Source organism: Microtetraspora sp. AC03309 (genome assembly GCF_020826795.1).
GTDB lineage: Bacteria > Actinomycetota > Actinomycetes > Streptosporangiales > Streptosporangiaceae > Microtetraspora > Microtetraspora glauca.
The window spans coordinates 18,614-43,648 of sequence record NZ_JADDIL010000081.1; the positions used below are offsets into that span (position 1 = coordinate 18,614).

Annotated in this window: 18 protein-coding genes and 1 pseudogene; 10 read left to right on the forward strand and 9 right to left on the reverse strand. The window is 70.2% G+C overall.

What is annotated here, in order from left to right:
• The first annotated feature begins 31 nt into the window (after window positions 1-31).
• Together IMZ11_RS34990 and IMZ11_RS34995 are read left to right on the forward strand one after the other, a co-directional pair.
• Window positions 32-2,371: an AAA family ATPase gene (locus IMZ11_RS34990; RefSeq protein WP_228646720.1), complete on the forward strand. Its 2,340-nt coding sequence runs from the start codon at window positions 32-34 to the stop codon at window positions 2,369-2,371.
• A gap of 145 nt (window positions 2,372-2,516) precedes the next feature.
• On the forward strand, window positions 2,517-4,226 hold the full coding sequence (locus IMZ11_RS34995) for an ABC transporter family substrate-binding protein (RefSeq protein WP_228646721.1): 1,710 nt from the start codon (window positions 2,517-2,519) through the stop codon (window positions 4,224-4,226).
• A 405-nt stretch (window positions 4,227-4,631) separates the two neighbouring features.
• Here IMZ11_RS34995 and IMZ11_RS35000 read toward each other — a convergent pair whose 3' ends face one another.
• The gene (locus IMZ11_RS35000) at window positions 4,632-6,131 is read right to left on the reverse strand and encodes a hypothetical protein (protein WP_228646735.1); all 1,500 of its coding nucleotides are present in this window, start codon (window positions 6,129-6,131) and stop codon (window positions 4,632-4,634) included.
• A 207-nt stretch (window positions 6,132-6,338) separates the two neighbouring features.
• Complete coding sequence (locus tag IMZ11_RS35005; protein ID WP_061257390.1) at window positions 6,339-6,584, reverse strand: hypothetical protein; 246 nt, start codon at window positions 6,582-6,584, stop codon at window positions 6,339-6,341.
• A 129-nt stretch (window positions 6,585-6,713) separates the two neighbouring features.
• Between IMZ11_RS35005 and IMZ11_RS35010 the strand changes: the two genes are divergently transcribed.
• The 4 genes and pseudogenes from IMZ11_RS35010 (at window position 6,714) to IMZ11_RS35025 (ending at window position 12,682) form a co-directional block, all read left to right on the forward strand.
• The gene (locus tag IMZ11_RS35010) at window positions 6,714-7,280 is read left to right on the forward strand and encodes an HhH-GPD-type base excision DNA repair protein (RefSeq protein WP_228646722.1); all 567 of its coding nucleotides are present in this window, start codon (window positions 6,714-6,716) and stop codon (window positions 7,278-7,280) included.
• 341 nt (window positions 7,281-7,621) lie between these two features.
• Window positions 7,622-9,713, forward strand: a pseudogene (locus IMZ11_RS35015) (SpoIIE family protein phosphatase).
• A gap of 219 nt (window positions 9,714-9,932) precedes the next feature.
• Window positions 9,933-11,588 carry an RNA polymerase sigma factor gene (locus tag IMZ11_RS35020; RefSeq protein WP_228646723.1) on the forward strand — a complete coding sequence of 552 codons (1,656 nt, stop codon included), beginning with the start codon at window positions 9,933-9,935 and terminating at the stop codon, window positions 11,586-11,588.
• 119 nt (window positions 11,589-11,707) lie between these two features.
• The gene (locus IMZ11_RS35025) at window positions 11,708-12,682 is read left to right on the forward strand and encodes a hypothetical protein (RefSeq protein ID WP_228646724.1); all 975 of its coding nucleotides are present in this window, start codon (window positions 11,708-11,710) and stop codon (window positions 12,680-12,682) included.
• Here the strand turns inward: IMZ11_RS35025 and IMZ11_RS35030 are convergent.
• The gene (locus tag IMZ11_RS35030) at window positions 12,672-13,430 is read right to left on the reverse strand and encodes a YaaA family protein (protein ID WP_228646725.1); all 759 of its coding nucleotides are present in this window, start codon (window positions 13,428-13,430) and stop codon (window positions 12,672-12,674) included. The two genes, IMZ11_RS35025 and IMZ11_RS35030, sit on opposite strands and share 11 nt — an antisense overlap.
• 117 nt (window positions 13,431-13,547) lie before the next feature.
• Here IMZ11_RS35030 and IMZ11_RS46470 point away from each other — a divergent pair, with 117 nt between their 5' ends.
• Window positions 13,548-14,258: an N-acetyltransferase gene (locus tag IMZ11_RS46470; RefSeq protein WP_228646726.1), complete on the forward strand. Its 711-nt coding sequence runs from the start codon at window positions 13,548-13,550 to the stop codon at window positions 14,256-14,258.
• Window positions 14,259-14,361: 103 nt separating this feature from the next.
• On the opposite strand, the gene IMZ11_RS35040 is transcribed toward IMZ11_RS46470, so the two are convergent.
• Window positions 14,362-14,589 carry a hypothetical protein gene (locus IMZ11_RS35040; RefSeq protein ID WP_061257395.1) on the reverse strand — a complete coding sequence of 76 codons (228 nt, stop codon included), beginning with the start codon at window positions 14,587-14,589 and terminating at the stop codon, window positions 14,362-14,364.
• Window positions 14,590-14,821: 232 nt separating this feature from the next.
• Between IMZ11_RS35040 and IMZ11_RS35045 the strand changes: the two genes are divergently transcribed.
• Window positions 14,822-16,915: a type IIA DNA topoisomerase subunit B gene (locus IMZ11_RS35045; protein ID WP_228646727.1), complete on the forward strand. Its 2,094-nt coding sequence runs from the start codon at window positions 14,822-14,824 to the stop codon at window positions 16,913-16,915.
• Window positions 16,916-17,146: 231 nt separating this feature from the next.
• Here IMZ11_RS35045 and IMZ11_RS35050 read toward each other — a convergent pair whose 3' ends face one another.
• From IMZ11_RS35050 to IMZ11_RS35060, 3 genes are all read right to left on the reverse strand, one after another.
• Window positions 17,147-17,473 carry a hypothetical protein gene (locus tag IMZ11_RS35050; RefSeq protein ID WP_228646728.1) on the reverse strand — a complete coding sequence of 109 codons (327 nt, stop codon included), beginning with the start codon at window positions 17,471-17,473 and terminating at the stop codon, window positions 17,147-17,149.
• 61 nt (window positions 17,474-17,534) lie between these two features.
• Window positions 17,535-18,533, reverse strand: coding sequence for an SPFH domain-containing protein (locus tag IMZ11_RS35055; RefSeq protein ID WP_228646729.1), 999 nt, complete (start codon window positions 18,531-18,533; stop codon window positions 17,535-17,537).
• 123 nt (window positions 18,534-18,656) lie between these two features.
• Complete coding sequence (locus tag IMZ11_RS35060) at window positions 18,657-19,157, reverse strand: carbonic anhydrase (protein WP_061257398.1); 501 nt, start codon at window positions 19,155-19,157, stop codon at window positions 18,657-18,659.
• Between the two features lie 82 nt (window positions 19,158-19,239).
• Between IMZ11_RS35060 and IMZ11_RS35065 the strand changes: the two genes are divergently transcribed.
• The gene (locus IMZ11_RS35065) at window positions 19,240-19,410 is read left to right on the forward strand and encodes a hypothetical protein (protein WP_228646730.1); all 171 of its coding nucleotides are present in this window, start codon (window positions 19,240-19,242) and stop codon (window positions 19,408-19,410) included.
• Between the two features lie 28 nt (window positions 19,411-19,438).
• Here IMZ11_RS35065 and IMZ11_RS35070 read toward each other — a convergent pair whose 3' ends face one another.
• Both IMZ11_RS35070 and IMZ11_RS35075 read right to left on the reverse strand, forming a co-directional pair.
• Window positions 19,439-21,970: a DNA topoisomerase (ATP-hydrolyzing) subunit A gene (locus IMZ11_RS35070; RefSeq protein WP_228646731.1), complete on the reverse strand. Its 2,532-nt coding sequence runs from the start codon at window positions 21,968-21,970 to the stop codon at window positions 19,439-19,441.
• 196 nt (window positions 21,971-22,166) lie between these two features.
• Entirely contained in the window at window positions 22,167-22,754 is a 588-nt protein-coding gene (locus IMZ11_RS35075) for a GNAT family N-acetyltransferase (protein ID WP_228646732.1), read from the reverse strand.
• A 17-nt stretch (window positions 22,755-22,771) separates the two neighbouring features.
• Here IMZ11_RS35075 and IMZ11_RS35080 point away from each other — a divergent pair, with 17 nt between their 5' ends.
• Complete coding sequence (locus IMZ11_RS35080; RefSeq protein ID WP_374463157.1) at window positions 22,772-24,952, forward strand: RecQ family ATP-dependent DNA helicase; 2,181 nt, start codon at window positions 22,772-22,774, stop codon at window positions 24,950-24,952.
• The last annotated feature ends 83 nt before the right edge of the window (window positions 24,953-25,035 follow it).

Below are 25,035 nucleotides of genomic sequence, written 5' to 3' on the forward strand. Positions count from 1 at the left end.
TATAACCGGGGGGCAAACCGGGGAGGCGTTGATGCGGGACTCCGACAGGGCCCAGCCGGCGGGCAACGCCGGGGCGCGGGATCTGTTCGAACAGGTGCGGCTGCGCTATTTCCACCTTCCTCCCATCGCGCGACGCGTGATCTTCACCGGTGTCCTGATCGCCTCGATCGGCCTCGCCGCGGCACTGAGCTGGCCGCTGCTCACCACGTTCTTCGCGACGGTCGTGGTCCTGGCGTTCGTGGCGCTCGCGCTCAGCCATCCCCGCGCCGCGGCCACCGCGCTCGTCCTCGCCGGGTGGGGGCTGCTGCTCCCGCTGTTCTTCGGCGTCTTCGGCAGCCAGTCCGGCGCGCCGTACCTCCTGCTGTTCCTCGGCCTCCCGGTCGCCGGCGCGGCCCACCTCATCCGGTGGGTGCCCCCATGGCTGACCACGCTGGCCGCGCTCGCCCCCGCGGGCGTCGTGGCCTTCGCGATCTCCCCGCTGTCCGTCACGGTCGCCCTCTGGGCCGCGTACGGCACGGCCTGCGCGGTGCTGGCCTACCGCTTCGTGCTGGCCAGGAGAGTCCACGCGCTCCTCGCCGCCGCGCCCCAGGCCGGCGACGCCCAGGTAAGGCAGCGGATCAGGGCGGGCGGTCACCAGCACTCCACCGGCGACGGGGGGACGCCGCCGCCGATCACGGTCGAGCAGGCGCTGGGCGAGCTGGAGGCCATGATCGGCCTGGAGCCGGTGAAGGAGCAGGTACGCGCCATCGCCGCGTCCATAGAAGCGGCCCGGCTACGCAAGGAGGCCGGGTTCACCAACGAGCCCCCGATGCGCCACTTCGTCTTCGTCGGCCCGCCCGGCACCGGCAAGACGAGCGTCGCCCGCACCCTCGCCAAGATCTTCTACGCGTTCGGGCTGCTGGAGACGCCCTTCGTGGTCGAGGGCCAGCGGGCCGACCTGGTCGGCGAATACCTCGGAGCCACCGCGATCAAGACCAACGAGCTGATCGACCGGGCACTGGGCGGCGTGCTGTTCATCGACGAGGCGTACGGCCTGATCAACTCGGGCGACGGTCAGCCCGACCGGTTCGGCGCCGAGGCCGTGCAGACCCTGCTCAAGCGGGCCGAGGACGACCGCGACCGGCTGATCATCGTGCTGGCCGGCTACGAGAAGGAGATGGGCACCTTCCTCTCCTCCAACCCCGGCCTGTCCAGCAGGTTCGCCACGCGGGTGCGCTTCCCCGGTTACACCCCCTCCGAACTTCTGGAGATCACCGAAGCGTTGCAGGTCAGGCGGGGCGACCGGCTCGCTCCCGACGCGCGCCCCGTCCTGCGGGCACTGTTCGAGGACGTACACCGCCGCGGACTGGTCGACGAGCTGGGCAACGCCCGCTTCGCCCGCAGCCTGGCCGAGGCCGCCGCGCAGGCCAGGGACGTCCGCGTGGTCAGCGCCGGAGGCGCGCCGCGCGGCGAGGACCTGGTGACGACCACGACCGACGACGTGACCAGGGCGTTCAACGAGATCACCGCCAGGTTCCGGGGCTACCAGGCCACCCCCACGCTGGAGGAGGCCCTGGCCGACCTCGACAGGATGGCCGGGCTGGAGCCGGTGAAGCGGCAGGTCCACGCGATCGCCGCCCAGCTCAAGGTGGCGCGCATGCGCCAGGAGCAGGGGCTTCCCGTCCAGTCCCAGATGAGGCACTTCGTCTTCGTCGGCCCGCCGGGCACCGGGAAGACGACCGTCGCGCGCATCCTCGGCCGGATCTTCTCCGCCCTCGGGCTGCTCGCCCGGCCCGACGTCGTCGAGGCGTCCCGCGCCGACCTCGTGGGCCAGCACCTCGGCGCCACGGCGATCAAGACCAACGAGCTGGTCGACCGGGCGCTGGGCGGCGTCCTGTTCGTCGACGAGGCGTACGGTCTGGTCAACAGCGGATACGCCGGGGGAGACGCCTTCGGCGCGGAAGCCGTGCAGACGCTGCTCAAACGGGCCGAGGACGACCGCGACCGGCTCGTCATCGTCCTCGCCGGATACCAGCGGGAGATGGACGCCTTCCTGGCCACCAACCCCGGTCTCGCGTCGCGGTTCAACCAGTTCGTCGCCTTCCCCTCGTACGCGCCGGACGAGCTGGCCGAGATCGCCGAGCTGCAGGCGTCCCGCAGCGGCGACAGGTTCGACGCGTCCGCGCGCAGGGACCTCGGCGACGTCTTCGACTGGGTCTGCCGGGAGGGGCTGATCGACGGGCTCGGCAACGGCCGGTTCGCCCGGTCCCTCTACGAGAGGGCGGCCATGCGGCGCGACGTGCGGCTGGCCGTTCAGAGCTCGGCCAACGCGGCCGAGCTGACCACGATCACCAGCGACGACGTCCGCAGCGCCGTGGACGAACTCTCCTGAGCCTTCGGGCACGGCCCGCGTCGCGGGCCGTGCCCGGTCATCGCCGGTTCCGGGTTACGCCCGCGTACGGCGCGTGGCCTCGCTTCTCTTGAATACGGTCTGCTACAAAGCGCTTGCGCATAGTGACCATTCCGGGAGGAGCGCCGTGCAGGCACGATGGCTGGCCACGCTGATCACGTTGATCGTTGTGGAGACCGCGACGGCCTGCTCAGGCGGGCCCTCCGCCGACGGCCCGGGAAGCGGTTCCCCCGCCTCCATCAGGGCGTACGACATCAACCCGGTCGCCCGGGACAAGGTGAAGGACGGCGGCACCCTCAATTGGGGGCTGACCGACTTCCCCACGCAGTGGAACGTCAACCACATGAACGGCGACACCGTGGAGGCGTGGTCCGTCATCGGCGCGCTGATGCCCACCGCCTTCCGGTCTGACGAGAAGGGCCGGATCTCACTCGACCGCGACTACGTCATCCGGGCGAAGGTCACCGAGCGGGTTCCGCATGAGGTCGTCACCTACACGCTGAACCCCAAGGCCAGGTGGTCCAACGGGAAGCCGATCACCTGGCGGGACTACGCCGCCCAGTGGAAGGCGATGAACGGCCGGGACAAGGCCTACGGCGTCTTCGCAGGGAGCGGCTACGACTCCCTCCGGAGCGTCACCAAGGGGTCGGACGATCACCAGGTCGTGGTCACCTTCGCCGAGCCGTACGGGGAGTGGCGGTCGCTCTTCTCGCCGCTCTACCCACACTCGGTCAACGCCTCGGCGGACGCCTTCAACAGTGGCAGCGTCGACCACATCCCCGCGACCGCCGGGCCGTTCAAGGTGTCCTCCCTCGACACGAACGCCAAGACCGTCACCCTGGTACGGGACGACGCGTGGTGGGGGAACCGGGCGAAGCTCGACCGCATCGTGTTCCGCGCCCTCCAGGGCAACGCGCTCGTCAACGCGTACAGCGGCGGCGACCTGGATCTCTTCGACGCCGGCCTGTCCGCCACCGCGTACGACTGGGGCAAGGGGGAGCCCACCGCCGCGGTCAGGCAGGCGGGCGGCAGAGACTTCCGGCAGATCACCCTCAACGCAGAGACGGAGCCGCTCTCCGACGTCCGGGTCCGCCAGGCGATCGCCGTCGGCATCGACCGCAAGGCCGTCATCGCCGCGGACCTGGAAGGGCTGGGCTGGCCGGCGGTCCCGCTCAACAGCCACTTCTACGTGCACGGCCAGGGCGGCTACCAGGACAACGCCGGCTGGCTCGGCGTCTACGACCCCGTCCGCGCGGGCAAGCTGCTGGACGAGGCCGGCTGGCCGCTGACCGCCGGCACCCGGAAGAAGAACGGCAAAGAGCTCACCCTCCGCTATCCCATCCCTTCGGACGCGCCGGTGGCGCGTGCCGAGGCGGAGGCCGTACGCACGTCCCTGGAGCGCGTCGGGGTGAAGGTCGCCATCGAGCCCGTTTCGAGCGCGGACTTCTTCGACAAGTACATCGTCCCCGGCGAGTTCGATCTTACGGCCTTCGCCTACGCCGCCTCGCCGTACCCCGTGTCGGCCAACTACGGGGTCTACCTCAACGGGACGGCCCCCTCGGGCGACGACAAGAAAGACGACAAGAAGTGGGACGCGAATCTCGGCCGCACCGGCACTCCCAAGATCGACTCCGCGCTGTTCGCGGCGGGGGCGCAGTTCAACCAGAAGAAGGCCGCCACCGAGCTCAACGCCGCCGACCGGCTCATCTGGCAGCAGGCCACAGTCGTGCCGCTGTTCCAGCGGCCGCAGACCGTGATCGTCAGGTCCACCCTGGCCAACATCGGCGCCACCGGGTTCTACGACCTGAAGTACGCCGACATCGGCTTCACCCGCTGAATCGCCTCGCTTCGCTCAGCCCCGCGCCCCCGGTGTGTGATTGGCCTCGCTTCGCTCGGCGGCTCGGGGCGCCTGAAGTCGGCTCGTGCCCTCGTCACGTCCTCACTCCTTCGTCGCTCCGGGCGTTCCTCGGTTACTTCACCGCCGCGCCCCCGGTGTGTGATTGGCCTCGCTTCGCTCGGCGGCTCGGGGCGCCTGAAGTCGGCTCGTGCCCTCGTCACGTCCTCACTCCTTCGTCGCTCCGGGCGTTCCTCGGTTACTTCACCGCCGCGCCCCCGGTGTGTGATTGGCCTCGCTTCGCTCGGCGGCTCGGGGCGCCTGAAGTCGGCTCGTGCCCTCGTCACGTCCTCACTCCTTCGTCGCTCCGGGCGTTCCTCGGTTACTTCACCGCCGCGCCCCTCGCGGTCAGGCGGACGGCTCGTCCGGGATGTCGGCGATGTCGTCGAGGGCGGCGGCCAGTTCGTCGGGGTGGTCGCCCATCCGCTCGGCGATCTCGATGAGCAGGTGCAGCACCTCGTGCCGGTCGTGGCCCAGATCCATCAGCCGCTGGGCCGCCTCCCACAGCTGAGGGGGATCGCCCTCCCAGAGCCGGGCGGCGATCTCCTCGTGCCAGGCGAGGTGCTCGTCGAAGTCCGGCCGGTCACGCTCGGCGGCGTGGTCGATCTCCAGCAGGATCCGGCGGTCGCCCTCGTCCGCCGGGTTCAGCGTGTCGAGGATGATCGAGCCGTGCACGCCCTGCAGCAGCGGGAACGCGAAGGCGCGGCGGGCCAGGGCCGACAGGTCGCCGTCCGGCAGCAGCCGCTCGACGAGCGCGCGGTCCAGGCCGAAGGTGGTCGGGTCGCGGTACGCCTCGGTGAACCGGGCGGTCGCCTCCCACACGGCGTCGAGCGTCGCCCGGACCCCCTGCTCCGGCAGGCCGGCGCGCGGAGCGGCGAACCGGACCCAGGCCGCCAGGGCGTGCGGCATGGCCTCCTGCTCGGCCGGCCGCAGCATGACCTTCCTCGGCAGCCAGTCCAGCAGGAACGTCTCGCATTTGGCCGGGCTGACCCGGAGCGGCCGTCCGAGGTCCTGGTCGCAGCCGTAGTCGATGATGTGGTCCGCGCACCGCGACGCGGCCGACGGGTCCGACAGGTTCTCCGCCGCGTCGGAGGCGAGGAACTCGGCCGCGAGCATCGCGCGCCTGTCCCTGCTGTACGGCGCCTCGCTGTGCGGGGGCGCGGGCCGCTTGCGGCCGGGAGGGAGCGCCTTGATCCGCGAGCGGGCGAACGCGTGGTAGGCGCTGTAGCCGTCGCTGACGAGTCGGGGCGCGTTCCGGCCCAGCGAGTCCCGCGCCGCCTTCATCGCGAACTCCAGCAGCGCCCTCGCCTGTTGCGGCTCGATCTCCTCGAACCTGAGCATGGGGTTGCCCGCCGCTTCCAGCCTGGCCTGTTCGAGCAGCTTGTCGACCTGCGAGGAGACCCACGCGTCGCGGGCCATGCCGCGCATGTTGTAGTCGACGACCACCACCAGGGCGTGCGTGTCCTCGCCGTTGTAGGCGAAGGTGCACACCACCGTGTCCTGGTCGCCGTAGACGTCCCTGGACACGTAGCACCCGGACGGTTTGACGGCGCCCACCCTGTCGGCCCAGCGGGGCCGCGCCACGTCGGACTCCATGAGGGCGAGGGCGGCACCCTCGGCCTTGGCGGCCTGGCGCGCGGTGCCGAGGTAGGCGACCGAGATCAGCAGGGTGAGGGCCGCGGGCGTCCCGGCCTTCGCGGCGTAGTCGACCAGGCCCTCACCGAGGATCTGCTCCACGTCGCCCCCGCGCAGCCGCCGGCCCCACCAGGCGCCGAGCATGTCCGACACCATGAGCTCCGCGTCGAGCGGGCTCCGTACGGCGAGCAGTTCGCGCGCCGCGAGCAGCATCTCGGCGAAGACGTCGTCCGGGGTCTGGGTCTCCCGGGGGTCGCGCCGCCTCCGGCCCCTCACCGGGCCGCCTCGGCGCGCTCGGAGACGCGCGAGCCATGCCTGCGGTGATTGTCGGCGCGCTCGCTCACAGAACCCACCTTCTCGCATTCCCGGCCCAATCGGCATCCGGAACACGGCCCGGTGACTTCCCCGTTATCTGGTGGCCTAATCGGCCCGGGAAGGCGGCGCCGAGTTCACCAGGGCGAGCAGGTGCTCGCGGGCGATCCACTCGACGGCCGCGGGAGTGGCGCGCAGCCCGAGATGTTCGGTGCAGGCCCAGACGTCGGCGACGCAGCGGCTCACTGTGTCCACGGGCACACCGAGGAACTCCGCGGCCAGGCGGGCGCTGACCGGCTCGAGGAGCGGCGCCGTCGCGCGGCCGCCGCCGAACCGTGGTGCGAGTACTGGCATCGTCGCATTCCTCGCTGAGTGACTACCGGGCGGCCCCCTCGCCGGATATGAGAGGGACCGGCCGCTTTCATTCCATAACTTTCCGCAGACGTGTCAACCCCTCACGGAGCTCCGTGCAAAGCTGTCCCCATGCGTATCCAGCTCGCCCAGCGGCAGGATGCCGACGAACTCCTCAGCCGAAGTTCCCTGGCGCTGCTCGTCGGCATGCTGCTTGATCAGCAGATCCCCATGGAGTGGGCGTTCGCCGGTCCGCGCACCATCGCCGACCGGCTCGGGCATGATCTGGACGCGCGGGAGATCGCCTCCTATGATCCTTCCGAGTTCGCGGCGTTGCTGGCCGCCAAGCCCGCCGTCCATCGGTATCCGAGCTCCATGGCGGGCCGGATCCAGCAGCTGGCCGCCTATCTGGTCGAGCATTACGACGGCTCGGCCGACAGGGTGTGGGAGGATGTCGACGACGGTGCCGAGTTGCTACGCCGCCTGCTGGCGCTGCCCGGGTTCGGCAAGCAGAAGGCACAGATCTTCCTCGCGCTGCTCGGCAAGCAGCTCGGGGTGCGCCCGCCCGGATGGCGCGAGGCCGCCGGGAAGTACGGCGCGCAGGGCGTGCACCTGTCCGTCGCCGATGTCGTCGACCCCGTCAGCCTCGATCTGGTGCGGACCACCAAGCAGGAAGCGAAGAGGGCCGCCAAGAAGTAAGCCCGATCCTGCTGCGCGAGATGGCGCCTTTTGACAGGATGCGTTGACCGCATGCCGGGCGGGGCTTCCGTCCGCACATGCCCATCGCCGATGATGTAGGGCAGATCCTGCGCTACAGGGAGTGTCTTATGGATCTTGCGGTAGCGACCGGCGGCCGGACGGGTGCATCCCGGAGCGGAGGAGGAGAGCATAACGGAGTTGTGCACGGCCGCGGGCATGACCAGGCCGTATGGCGCCGAACCGGCGTCACGCGGTAGGCAGAAGATCAGGACACGACCGTAAATCACAGTTATGGAGATGTGCCTCGTGGGAGACCCTGGCGCGCGACGGAGGTGCCGACCGTGAGCGCCGAAACCTCCGTGCCCCGTCCCCGGGAGTCGGGTTTGGACATCTCAGACTCCGGCCTCTTCCGTGGCCTCATGTCCGAGGCCCCCTTCGCCTTCGCGTTCTTTGACCCGTCCGGGCGGTTTGTCCGTGTCAATTCGACCTTTACCGAGCTGACCGGCCACCCTGTCGAGCGGCATCTGGAGATGATGCCCGCGGACCTCCTCTCGGCCGACCTCGCCACCCTGATCGACTCGGCTCTGCGCCGGATCGGCGGCGAGGGGCTCCCGATCACCGATCAGCGCATCAGGACCCGCGCCGAGAACGGCGACACCCGGCACTGGGCGGTCTCGTTCTTCCCGATGCGGGAGGACGGCGGGCTCCTGGGCACCGCGCTCTTCGGCGTCGACCTGACCGAGCGTCAGCTCACCGAGGAGGAGCTGCGCCGCAGCGAGGAGCGCTACCGCTCCCTGGTCGAGTCGCAGCAGCAGCTCGTGTGGATCACCTCGCCCAGCGGTTCCGCGATCGAGGACGCCCCGCAGTGGCGGGCCGTCACCGGCCAGGGGCTGGAGGAGTACCTCGCCCACGGCTGGCTCGACGCCGTGCACCCCGACGACCGTCCGGGAGCCGAGGAGGCGTGGCGGGAGGCGCTGCGCGGCCGGACCATGTTCGAGTGGAGCTACCGGGTGCGCACCCGAGCCAGCGGCTACCGGCACTTCGAGGTGCGCGCCGTACCGATCATCAGGCACGGCCGCGTGATCGAGTGGGTGGGCGCCAACTCAGACGTCACGCCGCAGCGTGAGGCCGAGGAGATGCGCGGCAGGCTGACCGACCAGCTCGGTGCTGCCGCCCTGCGCACCGCGCGGCTCCAGGGCGCCACGGCGCAGCTGGCCGAGGCGCTCACCGTCGAGCAGGTGGTCCAGGTCATCATCGACGTCGGCCGTACGGCCCTCGCCGCGGACCATTCAGGCGTCGCGCTGCTGGACCCGGACCGCGCGAGCCTGAAAGTGATCAACAGCGGGGGCGTCCCCGACGCGCCCGGGATCTCCGGCGACGAGATCGCGTTGTCCACCACCAGCATGATGACCATGGCGGTGAACAGCCGGCGCCCGGTGTTCGCCGAGTCGCCGCAGAGCCTGCGCAACCAGCTCGTCGACGCCGGCGCCGAGGACGAGCGGATCGCCGAGTTCCTCGAGGGCACCGACGAGCGGGCCTGGGTCGGGCTGCCGCTGCTCGCGGCCGGCCGGGCCCTGGGCGCCCTGAGGTTCTCCTTCAACCGGCCGCAGAAGATCTCGCAGGAGGACGGCGTCTTCCTGGAGGCCCTGGCAGGTCAGTGCGCGCTCGCGGTCGAGCGCGCGACGCTCTTCGAGCGCGAGCACAAGACCGCGGAGACGCTGCAGCGGAGCCTGCTGCCCGACAACCTGCCCGTGGTGCGGGGCCTGGTCCTGGCCCAGCGGTTCCGTTCCGGTTCCCCGGCATGTCCAGGTCGGCGGCGACTGGTACGACGCGTTCGTCCTGCAGGACGGCAGGGTCGCGGCCGTCCTCGGCGACGTCATGGGCAAGGGCGTCAAGGCCGCCGCGGGCATGGGCCGGATCCGCAACGCCATGCGGGCCCTGGCGCTGACCAATCCACCTCCTGCCGCGGTGCTCACCGGGCTGGACCGGGTCTTCGAGGCTACCGAAGACGAGGAGCAGGTCACGACACTCGCCTACATGGTGGTCGAGCCGAACACCGGCGAGGGCACGCTCGCGCTGGCGGGACACCCGCCACCGCTGCTGGTGTCGCCGCAGGGCGTGGCGGTGCTGCACGAGACCGAGCCCGGCACGCCGCTGGGCTGGGCGACCAGCCGCAAGCAGTTCAGATTCTGCGTGCCGCCGGGTCACACCGCCGTGCTGTACTCCGACGGTCTCGTGGAGAACCGGAAGCGCGGACTGGACGCCGGACTGCGGGATCTGTCGAACGTCGTGGCCGAGGCACCCCCCGAAGTCGTGGCAAGTCCCCACATGTTGCTGGATTTCCTGGTAGATCGGATGTTGTCCGGGTATGAGCAGGATGATGACGTGACCGTGCTCGCGGTTCACGTTCCTCCAGCCACGAAGAGTGACTGAATGAAACAGTCATAACGGTTGCTTTCGGGTATCGGTGCCCCTCATCCGTACGCACTACTGTCTCGGTCGGCCTAGGGTGGGAAGGCAACCGGCCGGAGGTGGCCGTATGGACTGCCGTGGCGTGTCACAATGGCATGTCGCGGTCCGCGCGGCCTCACCATCGGAAAAGAAGCAACCATCTGGGTCCATTCTCGCCATGCGTTCGTTCGAGAGGTGTTCGTGTCGCCTGCAAGTTCGACTCGCTCGAAGCCGTCGGAGCTGAACGAGCCAGTGATTCAGCAGCTCCTCGAGCGTGGGCGCTCGCAGGGTTTCCTCGAGTCCGAGGATGTCCGCAGGGCCTTCGAGGAAGCGGACATCCCGCTGTCGCACGCCGCTGGATTCCTGCGCAGCCTCAGCAAGGAGGGTGTGACCGTTGTGGTCACCGCGGCCGATTCCGCCGCGGCGCCCAAGCGGTCTCGTGGCCAAGCAAAGCGCCGCACCTCCGCTCCGGTCAAGAAGACCACCAAGTCCGCCGCCGCCAAGGAGGCGCAGCCCGAGACCGTCACCGCCGTCGTGACCGGCTCGGCGGACTCGGGGCCCGCGCCCGCGCCGAAGAGGCCCGCCGCGAAGAAGGCCGTTCCGGCCAAGAAGACCGCGGCGCCCACCAGCAAGCCCAAGCCCACGGCTCCCACCACGGGGCCTGAGTCCAAGGCCGTCAAGGCCGATTCCAAGTCCAAGTCGTCCGAGCTCGCTGAGGACGATGAGGACATCGACCTCGAGGGTGACGTCGAGATCGAGGACTTCGACATCGACGTCGAGGACGTCGAGATCGAGTCCGACTCGGACGGCGACGCGGAGGCTGACGCCGAGACCGAGGGTGACGGCGAGGAGAAGGCGGCGCCCGTCGCCCACTCCGAGGACGAGGTACTCATCCTCACCGACGATGACGACGACGCGCCCGTGGCTCAGGTCGCGGCCGCCGGCGCCACCGCCGACCCCGTCAAGGACTATCTCAAGCAGATCGGCAAGGTCCCCCTGCTCAACGCCGAGCAGGAGGTGGAGCTCGCCAAGCGCATCGAGGCGGGCCTGTTCGCCGAGGAGCAGCTGGCCAGCGACGGCGAGCAGCTTCCGGTCGACGTCCGCGCCGAGCTGGAGTGGATCGCCGAGGACGGCCGCCGCGCCAAGAACCACCTGCTGGAGGCCAACCTCCGGCTCGTGGTCTCGCTGGCCAAGCGCTACACCGGCCGCGGCATGCTCTTCCTGGACCTGATCCAGGAGGGCAACCTCGGTCTCATCCGCGCCGTCGAGAAGTTCGACTACACCAAGGGCTACAAGTTCTCCACGTACGCCACCTGGTGGATCCGGCAGGCGATCACCCGCGCCATGGCGGACCAGGCGCGGACCATCCGCATCCCGGTCCACATGGTCGAAGTGATCAACAAGCTGGCCCGGGTCCAGCGGCAGATGCTGCAGGACCTCGGCCGCGAGCCCACGCCGGAGGAGCTGGCCCGCGAGCTCGACATGACCCCGGAGAAGGTCATCGAGGTCCAGAAGTACGGGCGCGAGCCGATCTCCCTGCACACCCCCCTCGGTGAGGAGGGCGACAGCGAGTTCGGTGACCTCATCGAGGACTCCGAGGCCATCGTTCCGGCCGACGCCGTCAGCTTCACGCTGCTCCAGGAGCAGCTGCACTCCGTTCTGGACACGCTGTCCGAGCGGGAGGCGGGCGTCGTGTCGATGCGGTTCGGTCTCACCGACGGCCAGCCCAAGACCCTCGACGAGATCGGCAAGGTCTACGGCGTGACCCGCGAGCGGATCCGCCAGATCGAGTCCAAGACCATGTCCAAGCTGCGTCACCCCTCGCGGTCCCAGGTGCTCCGCGACTACCTGGACTAGTCGCAGGACCGGCCACACGTCGAACGGCCCCGACCTCCTCTCGGAGGGCGGGGCCGTTTAACGCGCACGTAACCTTCCGGTAGCGCCGGACGCCCCCGACACTCCTAGGCTCGCCGCTCATGGGAGTGATCGAAGTGGATCGGGCACGTGCTCGGGGGCCACGAGTGATCCCGGACCGTCCATGGGCGGACCCTGTACTCGACGAGGCGGCCGCCGCCGTCCATCGGGGAGTTCTCACGGCGGGAGTTCCCGCCCTCACGGCGACCAGGGGGGACGCCGAGATCCGTTCGCTTCGCGTGGAGGCCCTGTCCCGGGCCGCCGCGGGCTACGAGCACGTCATCGAGCGGCTGATCAGCCACGATCAGGGCAATCCCGACCTGTGGTTGTGGCTGGGCCGTACCAGGATCGAGCAGGCCTGGGCGCTGAAACCCGACGCGAAGGCGAGGGCCGTACAGGCTCACCGCCTGCAGGCGTTCCACGCGGCCATGGAGTCCGCGCGGAGACCGCTGCTCATCGCCGCCTCGCTGGCCCCCGCCGATCCTGTTCCCTGGGAGTGCCTGATGTGGCTGGCACTGGGGCTGGACCGGCCGCGCCCGGACAAGGATTCGGTCTGGTCGGAGTGCGTCCGCCGCTGGCCGACGCTGTTCGCCGCGCATCTCGCCCGCCTGATCACGCTCTCGCCCGGATGGGGCGGCACCGCGCAGGAGATGTTCGCGTTCGCCAGGTCCACCGCCGCCCGTGCTCCCGAGGGCAGCCCGCTGCCGGCGCTGATCCCGCTCGCCCACTTCGAGAACGTCGCCGCGGAGCGGTCTCCGATGTCGCGGAGCGGCTGGTTCTCCTTCGACGTCCAGCGGGAGATCGTCTCCGTCGCAGGTCACTGGACGGATCGGCACCTGGGAGGGGTCCACCCGCGCTCGATCGAGGCGCACAACGCGTTCGGCGCCGCCTTCTACGTCGCGGATCTCCGCCGTCCGGCCAGGGGGCACCTCGCGCGCACCGGGGGGAGGTTCAGCCGGTTGCCCTGGTCGCATCTCGGAGAGCCCCAGCAGCAGTTCCTCCGCGCATGCGGGCGACTGAATGTGATCACGAACTGATCACGATATCGAGGGTCCAGGGCTTGCCGGAGCGCGGGGCGGGGCCGAGTTCGGTGTGATGCCCCAGCCCGCGGAGAACCTCGGCCAGTTCCTGAGGGCCGCCCGGTTCATCGGAGCTTTCCACCAGCGACCTAGTCACCGCGCCCCTGGTCGCCTTGGCCATGTGGCTCACCACCGTGCGCCTTCCCGCCGTCTCTTTCAACACCCGTACGGCCACCGCCCGCCCGCCGGCCGGCCACGCCTGGGCGTACGTCGAGGACCGCATATCCACGATCAGGCCGGGCAGCGGGCCCAGCACCGCCGCCAATGAGGGGCGCCAGAAGGCGGCCAGGCCGCCCATCGGCGGCAGCGCGCGTGCCATGGAGAGCCGGTACGGCGGCACGCGGTCGGTCAGGCGGAGTGCGCCCCACAGGCCGGAGAAGACGATGACGCGCTCGTCCGCCCGCCTTCTCGCGTCCGGAACCAGCGTGGGCAGCCCCAGATTGTCGTACAGGACGCCGGTGTACAGGTCGGCCGCGGTGAGGGTGGGCGCGGTGCGCAGGCCGCGGTTCCTGTCGATCTCGTCACGCTGCCCCTCGGACAGGCCGAGCACGGCCTGGGCGTCGGGGGTGTGACAGAGCGTGATCAGAGCGTCGAGCACCTTCTCCCGTGGGGAGGTCAGTTCGGGGAAGCCGAGGGTGTCGAGGTCGAGCACGGGTCCGTCGCCCCGGGACGCCTTTCCTTCGGAGGGAGGCAACAGGATCAGCACGCTTCCCAGCCTATCGACGGGATCATCCGGTGGTGTGGGCGGCCGGTGGATGACCAGCGCGGACGGCCGCGATCAGGGGCTGCGACCGCGATCAGGGTGCTGCGATAAGGTCCGCCCGTGTCCGAATTCGACCGACTTGTTGATGAAGCGTGGCCGGCGCCCTACCGGGTGGCCGCGGGGGACTGGGTGTACCGGCACGCGGGCGGGGTGACCAAGCGGGCCAACTCCGTGTTGCCGCTGGGGGAGTGCCCCGACCTGGGGAAGGCGATCGACGACGCGGAGGGGTTCTACGCGGACCTCGGCCGTCCGTGCGTGTTCTCCATCGGCGGGGGCGCCACGCCCGGGCTCGACGCGGAGCTGGAGTCCCGTGGCTACCATCTGGTCGACCCCACGCTGGTCATGACCAGATCGTCGCTGGAGGGCTCGGCCGACCCGACGATCGCGCCGGAGCCGTCACCGGGCTGGGTGGACACCTGGTGGCGGGTGGACGGCGGCAGGCATCCCGCCGGGACGGAGAGCTCCGCCAAGGACTGGGGTGTGCGCATTCTCACCGGTGTTCCCGCGGCGTACGCCTCGCTGGGTGAGAAGGCCGTGGGCAGGGGAGTGCGGCAGGGGGAGTGGCTCGGGATCTACTGCATGGCGGTGGTTCCCGAGGCCAGGCGGAGGGGCCTGGCCGGAGCGGTGCTGCGCGGCCTGCTCGGCTGGGGGAGGGACCAGGGGGCGACCCGCGCCTATCTGGTCGTCACGGAGGGTAACGAAGGGGCTCGCGCGCTCTACGAGCGCGAGGGTTTCACCGTGGCCGGACGGTATCACTACCGCGTCCGATGACCGCCGCCGGTGAGACCTGGGTGGCATGGCCCGGGAGGACATGAGGACGGCGCGGCTGGAGGGCGGCCTTTTCGGACCGCCCCCAGTCACGCCGTCTATCGGGTCAGCGTTCGCTCGCTGCGGACGCGGGGGATTCACTGAGTCGGGCCGACTCGTCCTGGATCTCGGCGCCCTTGTCGCGCAGCACGCTTACGTGCTGGCGTCCGTGGTGAGCGCAGAAGAGCAGCTCCCCGCCCACGGGCAGGGTCGCGCGGATGTAGGCCTGAGCACCACACCTGTCGCAGCGGTCCAGGGCTGTCAGCGGCTTGATGGGGGCGAGAGCTCCAGTCACGTATCGCCTTTCGGGTCACCCCACGGTGTGGGGACGTTGGCGTCAGTCACTTGGGACAACATCTAACCGGATGAGGACGTTCCCAATCTCTCCGCCGCTACGCCGAGAGCGGAATGATCTGGAAAGTGGTCCGGATCACATCGGAAGTACGGGAGATCTCCGTGCGCCTGGCAAGCTTGTACCCGTAAAAAGAGGATGGGCGGTAGGCTGCGTACGCCTGTTCGATTGATAAATGGGAGCTGGTGTGACGGCGGTTAGCGCGGAGGCGGGTTATACGGCTCGTCATCTCTCGGTCCTGGAAGGCCTGGAGGCCGTCCGTAAGCGTCCGGGGATGTACATCGGGTCGACCGACACCCGCGGCCTGATGCACTGCCTCTGGGAGATCGTGGACAACTGCGTCGACGAGGCCTTGGCGGGCGCCTGCACGCGGATCGAGGTGGAGCTCCACGGAGACGGTTCGATCGAGGTCCGCGACAACGGCCGCGGCATCCCGGTCGACATCGAGCCCAAGAGCGGTCTCGCCGGAGTCGAGCTCGTCTACACCAAGCTCCACGCGGGCGGAAAGTTCGGCGGCGGCTCCTACGGCGCGTCCGGAGGGCTGCACGGCGTCGGCGCCTCCGTGGTCAACGCCCTGTCGTCCCGGCTCGACGTCGAGGTCGACCGCGGCGGCCGCACCCACATGATCAGCTTCAAGCGCGGCAACCCCGGTGTGTTCTCCGGTGCCGGTCCCGACAGCGCCTTCGAGGCCCGATCCGGGATGCGGAAGACGCGCCGCCGCGCCCAGGACGGCGAGAGCGTCACCGGCACGCGGGTGCGCTGGTGGTCCGACACCCAGATCTTCCTGCCGGACGCCGAGCTGTCCATCGACGAGATCCACGTACGGCTCCGCCAGACGGCGTTCCTGGTCCCCGGGCTCACGCTGGTGCTCAGGGACGGTCGGGGTGAAGAGCCCGCCGAGGTGACGTACCACTTCGACGGCGGCATCGGTGAGTTCACCGACTTCCTGTCCCGAGACGAGGCCGTGTGCGACGTACTGCGACTGCAGGGCGTGGGGCACTTCCGCGAGACCGTGCCCGTGCTCGACGAGCAGGGCCACATGACCCCCAGCGAGGTCGAGCGCGAGCTCTCCGTGGACGTCGCGCTCCGCTGGGGCAAGGGCTATGAGACGACGGTCCGCTCCTTCGTCAACGTGATCGCCACGCCCAAGGGCGGCACCCACGTGACAGGGTTCGAGCGGGCGCTGGTCCGCACCGTCAACGAGCAGCTGCGCGAGACGCGGCTGCTCAAGAACGGCGACGACCCGGTCACCAAGGAGGACATCCTCGAGGGCCTGACCGCCGTGGTCACCGTACGCGTGCCGGAGCCGCAGTTCGAGGGGCAGACGAAGGAGATCCTCGGCACCTCGGCGGCGACCCGGATCGTGTCCCACGTCGTCTCGCGCGACCTGAAAGAGCTGTTCGCCACGCCCAAGCGCGCGCAGAAGCTGCAGATGCGCGCGGTCCTGGAGAAGATCGTCGCCGCCGCCAAGGCGCGCATCGCCGCCAGGGAGCACCGCGACAACCAGCGCCGCAAGTCCGCCCTGGAGAACTCGGCGCTCCCGGCGAAGCTGGTCGACTGCCGCAGCGACGACGTGGACCGCAGCGAGCTGTTCATCGTCGAGGGAGACTCTGCGCTCGGCACGGCGAAGCTGGCCCGCGACTCGGAGTTCCAGGCCCTCCTGCCGATCCGCGGCAAGATCCTGAACGTGCAGAAGGCCTCCGTGGCCGACATGCTGAAGAACGCCGAGTGCGCCGCGATCATCCAGGTGGTGGGCGCGGGGTCGGGGCGGTCGTTCGACATCGAGGCCGCCCGCTACGGCAAGATCATCCTGATGGCGGACGCCGACGTGGACGGGGCGCACATCCGCTGCCTGCTCCTCACGCTGTTCCACCGGTACATGAAGCCCATGGTCGAGGCGGGACGGGTGTTCGCCGCGGTGCCGCCGCTGCATCGCATCGAGGTCACCAACCCCGGCAGGGGCCAGGACAAGTACGTCTACACCTATTCCGACGCGGAACTGCACAAGGTCCTGCGCGACCTCGAGCGTCGGGGCAAGCGCTGGAAGGACCCGGTCCAGCGTTACAAGGGCCTCGGCGAGATGGACGCCGACCAGCTGGCCGAGACCACCATGGACCCCCGCCACCGCGTGCTGCGCCGGGTGCGGATCGAGGACGTCGAGGCGGGCGAGCGCATCTTCGACCTGCTCATGGGCAGCGACGTGGCCCCGCGCCGGGAGTTCATCGTGGGCAGCGCGGCAGAGGTCGACCGCAACCACATCGACGCCTAGCGGACGTTCCTGACAAAGGTCGCCCGCCGTGAGGCGGGCGCATGGACGCCGTCAGGGGTGTGCGGCAGGGTCCTGACGAGATTCCCGGAAAAGATCAACCGGCCGGCTCGGCCGGTGTGGGAGTCGACCGGGATCCATGGCGTACGGGCGTTGCGGAAGCTACGTCGAACGAAGTGATGGCCTCATGCCCAGGGGAACCTCGGACCTCCTCGTCGTGGCGCCGGATGGTTCCTATCCGGACTCCAGTTCCAGCGTCGTGATCCGGGCGCGTGCTTCGAGCATGGCCTCCCGGTAGCGCTCGTCCCAGTGCGGGTCGTCGTCGGGGATGGCGCGCACGGTCTGCCTGGCGAGCTCCACCGGCCCGTCCCTGCCCGGGGTCATCCTCCTGATGACCACCAGGGTCCACCCGTCCTCCATCGCCGTGTGGGCCTCCCACCGCGGCACCTGGTCCGTCGTGCCGCCGGGCCGTTCCCGTACGGCACCCCGGACGAGGACCACCAGCACGTAGACCAGCACGGCGACGACGATCAGGACCGCCGGCAACACCAGGATCCGCATCAGGACGCGACTCCCCTCCGCCCGCCCCTCGTCATCGGCGAGCGCTCGGCATGGAGATGGTTCAGCGGGTGGGCAGGGCCACGCCTCCGGTGTTGCCGGGGGCGTACACGGTGATGCCCTGGGGCAGGGCCTTCAGCTTCTCGATCTCGGCGCAGGTCGGGCACCTGTTGTAGCCGTCCTGCCTGGCCTTGTTGGCGTCGGCCTCGGCCCGGGCCTGGGCGACCTTGGCCTGCGCCTCGGTGACCTTGGCGAAGGCGGCCTGCGCCTGGTCGACGGCGTCCTGGACCTGCTTCGGCAGCGTGACGCGCGAGAGGTTGAAGTGGATGTTGGTGAGGTACTCGGCGCCGAGCGTGCTCTTGAGGTCCTCGGCCAGGCTGGTGTTCACCGCGTTCTGGATCTTGGCGATGTTGGCGTTGTTGCCGAGCTGCTGCAGGCCGGTCTGCTGGCCGCCCGAGTTCTGCACGAGGGAGCAGGACGAGACCAGTTCGGCGCAGCGGAAGCTGTTGACCTGGGTGCGCAGGTCGTTGTCGATCACCGGGCGGATGATCTGGTCGAGGAAGGCGGACCAGCCCTCGTCGCTGTCCCACGGGTAGTAGGTCCCGCCGTCGACGCTGCGGAACTTGCGGGTGCCGAACTTGTCGTCGAACGACCTGAGCGTCTCGTGGTCGAGGTTGAGGTTGAAGTACAGCGTGCCCTCGATGCCCATGTTGACGCCGTCACTGCTCGGGACGGTGACCACGTCGACGCCGGACCGCTCGCCGCCCTCGGTGGACGTGATCGTGTAGTAGCGCTGCTGCGCGGGATAGCGGTGGATCTGCGACCACCACCCGATCCAGGTCACGCTGGAGCCGGGATCGATGATCTGGCGGACCCGGTTGTCGTCCAGGAGACCGCCGTTGCGGATGACCGCGACCTCGCCGCCGCCGGTGCGCTCGAATCCGCCGAACGCGCCGATCACGGTCGGCACCGCGAGGATGATGGCCAGGATGACCGTGACAATTGCCCATTTCCGGAAACTTCCGGATCTGCGGTCGTCGGCTCGGGGCGCGCTGCGGGGCATGGGGGGCTCCTTACGAACGACTGATCGCTCTGCGAAGAACGTAGCAGAGCCCCGACATGTCCGGCGCGTACCATACGCGAACGACCGGCGGGCGGTGAGTGACCTCGTTCGCGCGCGGGCCGGTCACATCTCGACGGGGTGCAGCCGGCCCGTGTGCACGTCGTAGATCGCGCCGCCGACGACGAGATCCTGCGGCAGGAACGGACTCGTCCTGATGCGGACCAGGTCGTGCCTGAGCGCGGCGTCCTGGTCGGGAACCGTCTTGAACTCCAGGCTGCGGGTGTCCACGCCGTACTGGTCCGAGATGAGCTGGTGGACGTCGTCGTCGGTGGACTTGGACATCCGGCAGTCGGTGTGCGGCATGACGAGGACGCGGTTCACGCCGAGCAGGTAGACGGCGAGGACGAGCGTGCGAAGGACGTCGTCGGTCACCCGCGCTCCCGCGTTCCTGATGATCTTCGCGTCGCCCGCCTTCAGGCCGAGGAGCCCCAGCGGGTCGATCCGCGAGTCCATGCAGGTCACCATGGCGAGGCCGCGGGCGGCCTGACCGGTCAGATCGGAGTACGGGAAGGTGCGGGCGTATTCTTCGTTGGCCGCGAGTAGATCGTCGAACTTACCTGTCATGAGAAAGATGTTCCCGCACGCGCGTTTCGTGATTCTTTCCGGGGTCTCTCCATGGCGCCGATCGCCCCGTCCGCTGCCCTCGTTGAGGAGGAGACGGTCGCCGACCCGGCTACGCGGTGGGGCTTCCGGCGCCGTCGTTCGCGATCGGGAGCGTGCGGACCCGGCCGTGGTGTCGCTGCCGCCGCTGACCCTCGTCATGAGCATCAGGGTCGGCGACGGCTCCGGCCTGTCCCGGAGCCGCGCCGCCGCCTGATGTCACGTCGTCGGCGGATGACCGGGCGCTATTCCGGCCCGCCGGCAGGGGAGCCGTCCTCGGCGTCCTCGCCCGCAGGCCGCCCGTCACGTGTCTCCGGGGTCAGGTCCGTACCGCCCAGCGCGCCGCCGATCGCGGCGACCGTGTGGGTGAGCCGGACGCCGGACCCGTCGCGGCGGCCCAGCTCCTCGGGCAGCGGGACCGGCTTGCCGGTCGAGGAGACGGCCTTCGCCGGGGCGGGACCGGCCCAGGCGAGCAGGAGCACGTCCTCGCCCTTGAGGAACCGCTGGGCCCGGACACCGCCGGTCGCCCGCCCCTTGGGCGGGAACTCGGCGTAGTCGGAGACCTTGCCGCCTCCCACCTGGGTGCCGGGCAGGGCGGTCGAGGAACCGGCGATCGTGACGACGTGGGCCTCCTGGGCGGGATCGACCACGCCGAACCAGATCACCCGGGTGCCGTCGTCGACGCGGATGCCGGCCATTCCGCCCGCCGGACGACCCTGCGGGCGTACGGACGAGGCGGGGAAGCGCAGCATCTGCGCGTCGGAGGTGATGAAGACCAGATCGTGGTCGGCGGAGGTGAGCTCGGCCGCGCCGACGACGGTGTCCCCGTCACGGAGACCGATGACCTCGAACTCGTCGCGGTTGGCCGGGTATTCGGGGACGACCCGCTTGACCACGCCCTGGGCGGTGCCGAGGGCGAGTCCGGGGCCGTCGGGATCGAGCGAGCCCAGGCCCACCACGGTCTCGCCGGGATTCAGCTTGACGAACTCCGAGACCGGATGCCCACCGGCCAGCGACGGCGGATTGGCCGAGGGCGGCAGCGTCGGCAGGTCGACCACGGGGACGCGGATCAGTCGTCCCAGCGAGGTGACCAGGCCCACCTCGGTCCTGACCGTGCCGCGTACCACCGACACCAGCACGTCGTGCGCGGCGCGCTCGCCCTCCATGGCGAGCGGCGAGGCGTCGGTCGTGCGGGCCAGGAGCCCGGTCGACGACAGCAGGACCAGGCACGGGTCGTCGGCCACCTCGAGCGGCACGGCGGCGGTGAGTGCCGCGCCGGAGGACTCCAGCAGGATCGTGCGGCGGGGCGTGCCGTACGTCTTGGCGACCTCGGCGAGCTCCTTGGAGACGACCTGGCGGAGCCGCTCCTCCGAGGAGAGGATCTCGGTGAGCGCGGCGATCTCCGCGGACAGGGTCTCCTTCTCGCGGTCGAGCTCCAGCTTGTCGTAGCGGGTGATGCGGCGCAGCGGGGTGTCCAGGATGTAGTTCGCCTGGATCTCGCTCAGCTCGAACGCCTCGACCAGGCCCGCGCGAGCCTGGGCGGAGTCGTCGGAGGCACGGATGATGCGGATGACCTCGTCGATGTTCAGCAGCGCGACGATGAGGCCGTCCACCAGGTGGAGGCGCTCCTCGCGCTTGCGCCGGCGGTAGGCCGAGCGGCGGCGGACCACGTCGAGGCGGTGGTCGACGTAGACCTGCAGCAGCTCGCGCAGGCCGAGCGTGCGCGGCTGGCCGTCGACCAGCGCGACGTTGTTGATGCCGAAGGTCTCCTCCATCGGCGTGAGCCGGTAGAGCTCGTCGAGCACGGCCTCGGGGTGGAAGCCGTTCTTGATCTCGATGACCAGGCGCAGGCCCTTGTGCCGGTCGGTCAGGTCCTTCAGGTCGGAGATGCCGTTGAGCTTCTTGGCGGTCACCAGTTCCTTGATCTTGGTGACCACGCGCTCGGGACCGACGTTGTAGGGCAGCTCGGTGACCACGATGCCCTTGCGGCGCGGCGTGACCTGCTCGATCGTGGCCTTGGCCCGCATCTTGAAGGTGCCCCGGCCCTTCTCGTACGCGTCACGGACGCCGGAGAGACCGATGATCATGCCGCCGGTCGGCAGGTCGGGCCCGGGGACGAAGCGCATGAGCTCGTCGAGCGTGGCGGTCGGCCGCTTGATCAGATGCCGGGCCGCCGCGATGACCTCGACCAGGTTGTGCGGCGCCATGTTGGTCGCCATGCCGACGGCGATGCCCGTCGCCCCGTTGACCAGGAGGTTGGGGAAGGCCGCGGGCAGGACGGACGGCTCGGTCTCCTGCCCGTCGTAGTTGGGCTTGAAGTCGACCGTGTCCTCGTCGATCGACTGCACCATGAGCATCGCCGAGGCGGCGAGCCTGGCCTCGGTGTACCGCATCGCGGCGGGCAGGTCGTCCGGCGAGCCGAAGTTGCCGTGCCCGTCGACCAGCGGCAGGCGCATCGAGAACGGCTGGGCCATGCGCACCAGCGCGTCGTAGATGGCGCTGTCACCGTGGGGGTGCAGCTTGCCCATGACGTCGCCGACGACGCGTGACGACTTCACATGGCCGCGATCGGGACGCAGTCCCATCTCGCTCATGGAGTAGAGGATGCGGCGCTGCACCGGCTTCAGCCCGTCACGGGCGTCCGGGAGCGCGCGCTGGTAGATCACCGAGTACGCGTACTCCAGGTAGCTGGCGCGCATCTCCTCGGAAACGTCGATATCGACGATCCGCTCTTCGAAGTCCTCGTCCGGCGGGGGTGTGGTCGTGCGTCGGGCCATATCGAACATTGTGCCGATGACAGGGAGTGGTCGCGACTTGGCCGCGATTCCCGCCCCATTAGTCCGATTTAATCCCGCTTGTCATGCTTCCCTTGTGTCCGGTCCTGCCTGAGCGGCAGCCGTGACAGGCGGTGCCCCTGGGAAGCGGTGATCGCGGGGAGCGGTGACTGTGGCGGGGCGGTGACCGGGGCGGGTGTCAGCGGGGGTCGGGCAGCGGGCGCATGGCTCCCGGCCACGGTCCCGGCGTGCTGCCGTCGTCCGCGTCGCCCGGGACGTTCAGCCGGGTGTCGTAGAGCCTGAAGCCGCGCGCACGGTAGTTCGCCAGGGCGGCCGGGCCGTCGAGGGAGCAGGTGTGCAGCCAGACGCGCCGGGTGGGCTCCAGGTCCGGCCAGCGGTCGGCCATGTCCCACGCGTGTGCCGTACCGGCCGAGAGCAGGTGCCCGCCCACCCCCAGGCCGATGGCGTACGGCAGGAGCCCGAAACTGGAGATCTCCACGACGCCGCCGTCCTGGGCGACCAGCTCCACGTAACCGGCGGGGGTGCCGTCGCGCCACGCGACCCAGGTCTCCGTGCCCGGCCGGTCCAGCCACTCCATCCACTGGCGCCAGGTCCACGGCAGGCGTTCCGTCCACTGCCAGTCGCCGCCGACGGCCGTGTAGAGGAACCGGCTGAACTCGGGGGAGGGGATCTCCGCGCGGACGATGTCCACGGGGACTTTCGGCTCACGCGCGGGGAGCAGGTCGCCGGGACCGGTCTGCTCCAGGTACCAGGTGGTCACGTCCATAGCGGATTCATCCAACCATGTCCGGCGCTGTGGCCGGGACGGGGCACGAACAGTCGGGGGGAACTGATAGCAAGGACCCTGTGACAGCAGAAGTGGCAGGGGAAGAGCAGGCGCTGCGCGACGAGGCGGAGGCGCGTCTGCGGGCGCTCGCCGGAGAGGGCGCGCGGTTGCGCGACGACCAGTGGTCGGCGATCAAGGCCCTGGTGATGGACCGGCGGCGTGCCCTCGTCGTGCAGCGCACCGGCTGGGGCAAGTCGGCCGTCTACTTCGTCGCGACCGCGCTGCTGCGTGAGCTCGGCGAGGGACCGACCGTGATCGTCTCGCCGCTCCTCGCCCTGATGCGCAACCAGATCGCGGCGGCGGAGCGCGCGGGCATCCACGCCGCGACGATCAACTCGGCCAACCCCGAGGAGTGGGAGAAGATCTACGCCCAGGTCGCGGAGGGCATGATCGACGTGCTGCTGGTCAGCCCCGAGCGGCTGAACAACCCCGACTTCCGCGACCAGGTGCTGCCCGAACTGGCCGAGAGCGCCGGGCTCGTGGTGATCGACGAGGCCCACTGCATCTCCGACTGGGGACACGACTTCCGGCCCGACTACCGCCGGCTGCGCACGATGCTGACCGAGCTCCCGCCCGGCATCCCCGTCCTCGCCACCACCGCGACCGCCAACGCGCGGGTGACCAGGGACGTCGCCGAGCAGCTCGCGGCGAGCCCCGAGTGGGACGATCCCGCCGCCCCGCTGGTCCTGCGCGGTGCCCTGGAGCGTGAGAGCCTGCACCTGTCCGTCGTACGGCTCCGCAACGCCGAGCAACGACTGGCCTGGCTGGCCAGGACGCTGCACGAGCTGCCGGGGTCGGGCATCGTCTACACGCTGACCGTCGCCGCCGCCCAGGAGATCGCGGCGTACCTGCGCGAGCAGGGGCACCGGGTCGCCGCCTATTCCGGGCAGACCGACCCCGCGGAGCGGCTCGCCGCGGAGGACGACCTCCTGGGGAACCGGATCAAGGCACTGGTCGCCACCTCCGCCCTGGGTATGGGCTTCGACAAGCCGGACCTCGGATTCGTCGTCCACGTCGGCGCTCCGGCGTCCCCCGTGGCGTACTACCAGCAGGTCGGTCGCGCGGGCCGCGGGGTGGAGAAGGCCGAGGTGATCCTGCTGCCGGGTACCGAGGACAGGGAGATCTGGTCCTACTTCGCCTCGCTGGCGTTCCCGCCCGAGCAGGTGGTCCGGGCGACGCTCGCGGCGCTGTCCGAGGAGGGCATGCTGTCCACGGCCGCCCTGGAGACCCGGGTGGATCTCAGCCGGAGTCGGCTGGAGATGATGCTCAAGGTCCTCGACGTCGACGGCGCGGTCCGCAGGGTGAAGGGCGGCTGGGAGGCCACCGGAGAGCCCTGGGAGTACGACACCGACCGCTACCAGCGGGTCGCCGCCGAGCGCAAGGCCGAGCAGGAGGCCATGCTCGGCTACATCTCCACCACGGAGTGCCGGGAGGGCTACCTCCGCCGCCACCTCGACGACGACGAGGCGCGCCCGTGCGGCCGGTGCGACAACTGCACCGGAGCCCACCGCTCACCGGACGTGGCGGCCGAGGACGTCCAGGCCGCGCACGAGCGCCTGGTCCGGCCGGGAGTGGACCTGGAGCCCCGGCGGCAGTGGCCGACCGGCCTCGCCGACCTGAAGGGCAGGATCAAGCCTGAGCTGTCGGCCGGGACGGGCCGGACGCTCGGCAGGCTCACCGACATCGGCTGGGGCACCCGGCTGCGCGAACTGCTCGCCCAGCAGGACGGGCCCGTTCCCGACGACGTGTTCGCCGCCGTGGTGGGAGTGCTCAAGTCGTGGGAGTGGGAGGAGCGGCCGGTCGCGGTGGTCAGCGTCCCGTCCGGCTCGCGTCCCCTGCTCGTCCGCAGCCTCGCCGAGAGGCTCGCGCGGATCGGCCGCCTGGAATACCTGGGAGAGCTGGGATACCGCGGCGGATCACCGGGACGGCAGTACAACAGCGCCCAGCGGGTCAACGCCGTCCGGGGCACCCTGGCGATGCCGCGTGAGCTCGCGGAGCGGATCGCCGCGGCGGGCGGCCCGGTCCTGCTGGTCGACGACCGGGTGGACACCGGCTGGACGATGACCCTCGCCGCGGCGCAGATCCGGCACGCGGGAGCGCCCGCTGTGCTGCCCCTGGCCCTCGCGGTGACGTCCTGACCGTCGTCGTACGCCCCGGACCGTACGGACGGGGCCGTACGGACGGGGGCGGGCGGACCGAGAGTCAGAGGCGGGGGCGGGCG

Excerpts from the sequence above, each read along its gene's own strand:
- IMZ11_RS35005 (WP_061257390.1), bottom strand. The coding sequence starts at position 6,584 with ATGCCAGTACTCGCACCACGGTTCGGCGGCGGCCGCGCGACGGCGCCG.
- IMZ11_RS35075 (WP_228646732.1), bottom strand. The coding sequence starts at position 22,754 with ATGGACGTGACCACCTGGTACCTGGAGCAGACCGGTCCCGGCGACCTG.
- IMZ11_RS35070 (WP_228646731.1), bottom strand. The coding sequence starts at position 21,970 with ATGGCCCGACGCACGACCACACCCCCGCCGGACGAGGACTTCGAAGAG.
- IMZ11_RS35045 (WP_228646727.1), top strand. The coding sequence starts at position 14,822 with ATGGGAGCTGGTGTGACGGCGGTTAGCGCGGAGGCGGGTTATACGGCT.
- IMZ11_RS35060 (WP_061257398.1), bottom strand. The coding sequence starts at position 19,157 with ATGACAGGTAAGTTCGACGATCTACTCGCGGCCAACGAAGAATACGCC.
- IMZ11_RS35080 (WP_374463157.1), top strand. The coding sequence starts at position 22,772 with ATGTCCGGCGCTGTGGCCGGGACGGGGCACGAACAGTCGGGGGGAACT.
- IMZ11_RS35050 (WP_228646728.1), bottom strand. The coding sequence starts at position 17,473 with ATGCGGATCCTGGTGTTGCCGGCGGTCCTGATCGTCGTCGCCGTGCTG.
- IMZ11_RS35055 (WP_228646729.1), bottom strand. The coding sequence starts at position 18,533 with ATGCCCCGCAGCGCGCCCCGAGCCGACGACCGCAGATCCGGAAGTTTC.
- IMZ11_RS35010 (WP_228646722.1), top strand. The coding sequence starts at position 6,714 with ATGCGTATCCAGCTCGCCCAGCGGCAGGATGCCGACGAACTCCTCAGC.
- IMZ11_RS35025 (WP_228646724.1), top strand. The coding sequence starts at position 11,708 with ATGGGAGTGATCGAAGTGGATCGGGCACGTGCTCGGGGGCCACGAGTG.
- IMZ11_RS34990 (WP_228646720.1), top strand. The coding sequence starts at position 32 with ATGCGGGACTCCGACAGGGCCCAGCCGGCGGGCAACGCCGGGGCGCGG.
- IMZ11_RS35000 (WP_228646735.1), bottom strand. The coding sequence starts at position 6,131 with ATGCTGCTCGCGGCGCGCGAACTGCTCGCCGTACGGAGCCCGCTCGAC.